Consider the following 6,655-nt stretch of genomic DNA (forward strand, 5'->3'; position numbering starts at 1 on the left):
CTTTCCATAAATCTTCAAATTGATTTAACGCAAAATCAACATCACCACGGTTTTTCAGTTCAACATTGAATTCACGGTTGGCAATCAAACCACTTTCGGAAAAATTACTTGAGCCGGTTATGACCGAACCAAATGATACCTGGTCTTCAGTGTATCTTGATATATAAACTTTTGCGTGGATATTTCCACTTGGGTAAGCACGGAATTCAAGTTTTTTTCCGTTTCCACCCTTTGTTTTATCTTCTTCCGGGTTAATACAATCTGTTGTTAAATATTCAATGAATTTTTTGATTCCGAATTCAGTATTGTATTCATCGCTGGAAGCGTCAATTTCTGTTACGACTGCCTCCATTGCTGCATTGCGAGTATCTTTATGGGAATTGAAATCTAAATTGGTTTGAGTTCGAACTGTATCAATCAGTTCAAAAGTTTTACGATCAACATTGAGACCCACAAGTATTCTGATTTTTTCCACACTTTCTAAACTATCGGCTAATTGATAAAATCCACTGGTGCGGAAATACCCAACCAATACATCGAAAAACTGAACTGCTCGCAGGGTGCTTTTGAACCTGTCAACTAATGCTGCTCCGGGTTCGTTTGTGAAGAATGTTAAATCTGTGCTCATTATAAATCATTGAAGCGGTTTGACTGTTAAGGATTCATGTGAAACGCAGCACTCAATCTGCCACAGGTCGCGTTTTCACTAAAAGTTCATACTAATGGTAAAAATTAGGAACGAACCTCTTTTTTAACAGATATATGTGAATTGCACCTTAATTATCACTTTGTTGAGAATGCTGAATCCCTATTTATCGTTGTAAATGAGGTATCTGAGCTTGACAATTCTTTCGTTGACACATCATCTGAAAGCTTTTCCGGCTCTCGATAAGAACTTTTTGCGCCTCCGGTAATTAAGGCAGTAATAAGAATGATTGCTCCAAATGCCATAAAAAATAGACCCGGACCGGTTCCCGAAAAAACAACTTTGTATAGTTGGGATTCCGTCTCCAATTTTGCACTTCCTTTGTCAATTCCAAATCTATATAGCTTATAACCGAGATAGGATAATATAATCGCACCAATAACAATTAAAAGCCTCTCAGCTCCTCGTAACAGTATCGCTTCATCCATCTTTAGCTCCTCCTGTTGTAATTAAAGGAGAACAGTAGTTTACTCGGTGGAAAAAAGTCTCATAAAATGTAAAGAAATTCTTACATAAGTGCAATAAGAATTAGTATCAAGGCGTCATTATCTCATTCCAGAGTTCTCGATATATTTGGGAAAAAGAAATGGTTTAGGGTGCAGTCCGTCAAACAACGACCGATGAAAGCGGCGCTGTCTGAGCAAAGATAGATGATGGCCTTGGCAATTTCTTCCGGTTTACCGAGGCGGCCAAGAGGGACACGCTTCTCAAGCTCCCCCTCTAGTTCCCCTCGAAGCTTCATTGCTGTTTCGGCCATTGGCGTCAAGGTGTATCCCGGGCAAACAGCGTTGATGCGAATTCCTTTGCGGGCATATTCAATGGCCGCGCTCTTGGTCAATCCAACCACGCCATGTTTGCTGGCAGCATAGGCCGAATTTCTTGGGAAACCGGTGATTCCGGCGATTGAAGCCATGTTGACGATGACGCCGTTGTTCTGTTTTGCCATCTGCTGCAGCTCATATTTCATGCAAAGAAACACACCGGTGAGATTGATGTCTATCAGACGGCGCCAGTCCTCCTCCGAATAATCGCCGGTGCGGGCTTCGGCACTGAGAGCGCCGGCGTTGTTGACGGCGAAATCCAGACTGCCAAATTTCTCAACCGACTCTACCACTATTTTCTTTACGTCCTGCGAGTGGGTGACGTCGGCCTTTACAAACAAAGCATCGCCGCCGGCTTTTGTCAGCATTTCCACTGTTTCGTTGCCGGCTGTTTCATCGATGTCAGAGACAACCACATTTGTACCCAATCCGGAAAATTCCAGGGCTGTCTCTCTACCGATTCCAGAGCCTCCGCCGGTAATGAGTGCGGTTTTGTCTTGAAACTCTTTTTCTTTTTTCAGAAGATTTTTTTATTTATAGGGTTAGTGGCAGTTCATCTTTTGCGCTCTTCGCTTTTCCGCTTTCACACATTCATTCCTCCATCCACCACATAAACCCCGCCCGTCATGTGCGCTGAGGCCTCGGAGGCCAGGAAGACAGCCAGTCCGGCCAAATCTTCCGGCAGGCCGATTCGCTTCAGCGGCGTCTCGTGCATAACTTTCTTCATGACTTTTTTATCGCTCCAGAGCGCCTCGCTCAACTTGGTTTTGATTAACCCGGGACAAACCGTGTGCACGCGAATTCCCGCCGTCCCGAGCTCCTTGGCCAGAATTTTTGATAAATGAATCAGAGCGGCTTTACTGACACTGTAAATCCCGATTCCCTGCCAGGGCGTTAAACCTGCGGTACTGGAGATGTTGATGATGCTGCCGCCGCCGCGCTCTTTCATGATTGGATAGCACAACTTCGCCAGTTCAAAAGGGCCTTTTAAATTCACATCGATTGTTTTGTCAAAACTTCCTGTGTCGGTCTTCAGAATCGGCCCGTAAACCGGATTAATCGCCGCGTTGTTCACAATAATATCAACGCCGGCATAAACATCAATTGTTTTTTTAACGAGGGCTTGAATATCATCAAATTTGCCCATGTTGCAGGCGATGCCGGTGGCAGAAAAGCCGTCCTTGCTGAAAGCCAGGGCAACTTCATCGACCGCCTCCTGCTTGCGGCTGCTCACCACCACTTTTGCGCCGGCCTCCGCCAGTCCGCGCGCCATGGCTTCGCCGATGCCTCTGCTGGCGCCGGTGATGATGGCGACTTTGCCATTTAAGTCAAACTTGTTTTTCATAGACATATTTGTCCTCAAAATTAGGTTTCTATTGAGACGGGGTATATAAAACTTAAAAGAAGCGGGCTGCTTAGTCCGAAGGCGTCTCACCGATTATTTCGGTGCACGGAACTGCATTCAGAAATCGTTCGGTGGGACGCCTCAGGTTAATTATTGGGTCAATCACTAGTTATTTCTCCCCACGGTAACACAGCCGCTCTCTAACTGTCGAATTCCATGGACAGTAATAAAATCCTTCGTCACTTTCTCCATCACGTAATGATTCCACCATCAACGGAGAGTACGGCACCGGTAATAAAAGAAGCTTCATCAGAGGCAAGAAAGAGATAGGCATTGGCAATATCCTGGGGTTTGCCCATTCTTCCTATGGGTGTCTTTTCTACCATTATTTTGATTACTTTTTCCGGTACACTCTGAAGAATATCTGTGGCGATAAAACCCGGAGCTACGGCGTTAACCCGAATTCCTTTTTTGCCCAATTCACGCGCCCAGGTTTTGGTCATGCCAATCACCCCCGCCTTTGTAGCGACGTAATTCGATTGGCCAAAATTGCCGTACAATCCGACGACCGAACTGGCATTCAAAATGACACCGCCGCTTTTATGCGTTTCCATCACTTTCGCTACTGCCTGACCGCAAAGAAATACGCCTTTTAAGTTGATATCAATGACCCGCTGCCACTGCTCCAAATCCATTTTTACCAGTCTGGCGTCGGCGACAATACCAGCATTGTTAACCAGAACATCGATTTTGCCGTAAGTCTTGACAGTGTTTTCAACCATTCGAACGACATCTTCAGTTTCCGCTACATTTACCATCTCAAAAGTGGCGATGCCGTCGGATTGCAAAATTTCATCGACAACTTTTCTTCCGGCATCTTCGTTGATGTCAGCCACGACCACTTTGGCGCCTTCGCGTGAGAAAGTTAGCGCCGTTTGCTTGCCGATACCATTTCCAGCCCCCGTGATGAGGGCTACTTTGTTTTGAAGCCGCATAAATTCTATCCTCTTTCTCCTATCAATATCCTTTTTTTTTGTCCAGCCGTTTAACTGTTGTAACTTCAAAATCCGATGCTGTGGCTATTTTTTCCAAGTATTCATCTGCTGTGGGTAGATGGGCTTTATCCCGTTTCCACTGACCGAGGAAGCTTTTATCTGCCGGGAACTCCTTGAGGTGGAATTCACGCATGGCTATCAGACACCCACAAATGGTTTTGAGCCGGGCTTTTTCGGGTCCGCTTGCTGTTTGATCCAGCCACGCGACCCAGGAGTTCACTGTGACCAAACTTCAGATAGCCGAGTCCAAAGTCTTCAATGAGACCATTTTGAATGTCGTCCATTCCCAGCCCTCCTCATTGCTTTAGACGTGAAACTCGTTCCAATCAAAATTTATTGCTGCATTAGAAAACCTTTATGTTTAAAGGACGAAATAGAAAAAATAGGGAGTAAATTAGAGCATTAAAGAAGTTAAATACAAAGTGACGTACATTTTCGTTTGCTACCTTTCGCATTGATTTGAACAAACGTTACTTTATTGACGGCCTTTGACCAGCGCATCGACCACTGTCGGATCTGCAAGGGTCGAGGTATCGCCCAGGTTGCTAACGTCTCCCTCGGCGATTTTTCTCAGGATTCGCCGCATGATTTTTCCGGAACGGGTTTTTGGAAGAGCGGGAGTGAATTGAATTTTTTCCGGAGTCGCGTGCGGCCCGATTATTTTTCTTACAGAATTTTTGATGTCGTTTGTGACCTCGTCGCTCTCGGATTTTCCCGTCATAAGCGTTACGTACGCATAAATCGCTTCACCTTTGATCTCATGTGGAAAACCGACCACAGCGGCCTCCGCCACGCCATCTGCCTGGCCAATCGCGCCCTCGACTTCAGCGCTGCCGATTAGGTGACCTGAAACATTTAACACGTCGTCAATGCGGCCGGTGATCCAGTAGTAGCCGTCTTCATCCCGGCGTGCGCCGTCTCCGGTTAGATAATAACCGGGGAAGCGATCAAAATAAATTTGCCGAAAGCGTTCATGGTCACCGTAAATCGTCCGCATTAAAGAAGGCCAGGCTGCTTTAATTGCGAGATACCCCCGGGCCGGCCCCTCAAGTTCTTTGCCGGATTCATCTAAAATGACCGGCTGTATGCCAAAAAAAGGCAGGGTGGCGGATCCGGGTTTGGTCGGCGTTGCCGCCGGAAGCGGGGTGATTAAAATGCCCCCGGTTTCCGTTTGCCACCAGGTGTCAACAATCGGGCACTGTTTGTTGCCGATGACCTGGAAGTACCAGAGCCACTCCGGCTGTTTGATCGGCTCCCCAACGGTCCCTAAAACTCGAAGGGAGGACAAATCGTATTTGTTGGGCCAGGAGTCGCCTTCTTTCATTAGTGCCCGAATCGCGGTGGGCGCGGTGTAGAAAATATTGACTTTGTGTTTTTCAATGACCTGCCAGAATCTGCCAAAGTCCGGGTAGGTCGGCACGCCCTCGAACATGATTGAAGTTGCGCGATTCGCCATTGGCCCATAGACAATATACGAATGCCCGGTCACCCAGCCAATATCGGCGCCGCACCAGTAAATGTCGCCTTGGTGATAATCAAAAATCATCTCGTGGCTAAATGCAGTGTAAAGAAGATAGCCGGCGGTGGTATGGAGCACGCCCTTTGGTTTGCCGGTCGAGCCGGAAGTATAAAGAATGTAAAGCGGATCTTCTGCGTCCATTTCTTCGGGCGGGCAATTCGCGTCTGCGTTTTTCATGACTTCGTGCCACCAGAGGTCGCGGCCGTTTTGCATATTGACTTCCTGCCCGGTTCGTTTAACCACGACAATTTTTTTGATCGACGGGCAATCTTTCACGGCTTCGTCTGCATTTGCCTTCATGGGGATGTCGTTTTTTGCACCCCGAAAGCCGGTGTCTTGTGTAACGAGAAGTTCGCAGGTGGAGTCATTTATTCTGTTTTTAAGTGAGTCGGCGCTGAATGCTCCAAAAACCACTGAATGAACCGCACCGATACGAGTACAGGCCAACATTGCCATCGGCAGTTCGGGAATCATTTGCATGTATATACAAACACGGTCGCCTTTCTTTACGCCGTTTGCCTTTAAAACATTTGCGAATTTTTGGACGTTTTCTAAAAGCTCTGCATAAGTAAATGTCCTGGTCACATCCGGATCGTTGCTTTCCCAGATTAGGGCAGTCTGTTCGCCGTGTCCGGCTAAGACGTGTCTGTCCAGACAATTATAACTGACGTTTAATTTTCCGCCTTCAAACCACTTGATATTTGCTGTGACAAAATCAAAGCTGAAAACGTTGTTCCATTTTTTATACCAGTGCAGCCTTTCCGCAATGCGGCTCCAGAATTTTTCCGGCTCTTCAACAGATTCTTTATACATTTCGCGGTACTGTTCGAGCGATTTCACATGAGCTTTTTGAGATAAATTTTGATTAGGATGGAATACTAGGTCGTCGCCCATCGGAGTTCTCCTAAATAGAGTTGTAGTGTGTGTTTCAGGTTCGTTTAAGATCGAAATTTTTATAGAGGGAAGCAAGATTTTTTTTATCTTGACCGATTATTGAAAAGATGTTTAAAGAGGTGTTGTCTGCTGTGAGTAAATATTAGGTAGGGAACGGTCGCGACCGTTCCCTGCACATTGTGGTTCTGAGCAAAAAAAGCCGGGCCAAACAGCACCCGGCTATACCGAAGGGAGATTTTTATTTTAGGCGGCCACTTCCTCGGCAAACTGCTCTTCCTCAGTTGAGCCTTTCAAAGCGGTGGTCGAGGCCTGGCC

The 6,655-nt window shown here is 46.4% G+C and carries 7 protein-coding genes; all 7 read right to left on the minus strand.

Annotation, left to right across the window (positions count from 1 at the left end; genetic code table 11):
* Nucleotides 1–628, minus strand: a 628-nt coding sequence (locus IH879_17180; GenBank protein ID MCH7676659.1) for a helicase, incomplete at its 3' end; no start/stop codon positions are given.
* Between the two features lie 155 nt (nucleotides 629–783).
* Nucleotides 784–1,134, minus strand: a complete 351-nt coding sequence (locus tag IH879_17185) for a hypothetical protein (GenBank protein ID MCH7676660.1) — start codon at nucleotides 1,132–1,134, stop codon at nucleotides 784–786.
* A gap of 122 nt (nucleotides 1,135–1,256) precedes the next feature.
* Nucleotides 1,257–2,048, minus strand: coding sequence for a glucose 1-dehydrogenase (locus tag IH879_17190; GenBank protein ID MCH7676661.1), 792 nt, complete (start codon nucleotides 2,046–2,048; stop codon nucleotides 1,257–1,259).
* Nucleotides 2,049–2,110: 62 nt separating this feature from the next.
* On the minus strand, nucleotides 2,111–2,878 hold the full coding sequence (locus IH879_17195) for a glucose 1-dehydrogenase (protein ID MCH7676662.1): 768 nt from the start codon (nucleotides 2,876–2,878) through the stop codon (nucleotides 2,111–2,113).
* 245 nt (nucleotides 2,879–3,123) lie between these two features.
* Nucleotides 3,124–3,867, minus strand: a complete 744-nt coding sequence (fabG, locus tag IH879_17200) for a 3-oxoacyl-ACP reductase FabG (protein MCH7676663.1) — start codon at nucleotides 3,865–3,867, stop codon at nucleotides 3,124–3,126.
* Between the two features lie 22 nt (nucleotides 3,868–3,889).
* On the minus strand, nucleotides 3,890–4,147 hold the full coding sequence (locus IH879_17205) for a hypothetical protein (protein MCH7676664.1): 258 nt from the start codon (nucleotides 4,145–4,147) through the stop codon (nucleotides 3,890–3,892).
* 255 nt (nucleotides 4,148–4,402) lie between these two features.
* The gene (acs, locus tag IH879_17210) at nucleotides 4,403–6,340 is read right to left on the minus strand and encodes an acetate--CoA ligase (GenBank protein ID MCH7676665.1); all 1,938 of its coding nucleotides are present in this window, start codon (nucleotides 6,338–6,340) and stop codon (nucleotides 4,403–4,405) included.
* Nucleotides 6,341–6,655: the final 315 nt, after the last annotated feature.

The sequence above is a fragment of the candidate division KSB1 bacterium genome (assembly GCA_022562085.1).
Lineage (GTDB): Bacteria > Zhuqueibacterota > Zhuqueibacteria > Oceanimicrobiales > Oceanimicrobiaceae > Oceanimicrobium.

What these genes read in the sequence shown, in the direction of transcription:
- IH879_17195 (MCH7676662.1), bottom strand. Translation starts at nt 2,878, where the DNA reads ATGTCTATGAAAAACAAGTTTGACTTAAATGGCAAAGTCGCCATCATC.
- fabG (MCH7676663.1), bottom strand. Translation starts at nt 3,867, where the DNA reads ATGCGGCTTCAAAACAAAGTAGCCCTCATCACGGGGGCTGGAAATGGT.
- IH879_17185 (MCH7676660.1), bottom strand. Translation starts at nt 1,134, where the DNA reads ATGGATGAAGCGATACTGTTACGAGGAGCTGAGAGGCTTTTAATTGTT.
- acs (MCH7676665.1), bottom strand. Translation starts at nt 6,340, where the DNA reads ATGGGCGACGACCTAGTATTCCATCCTAATCAAAATTTATCTCAAAAA.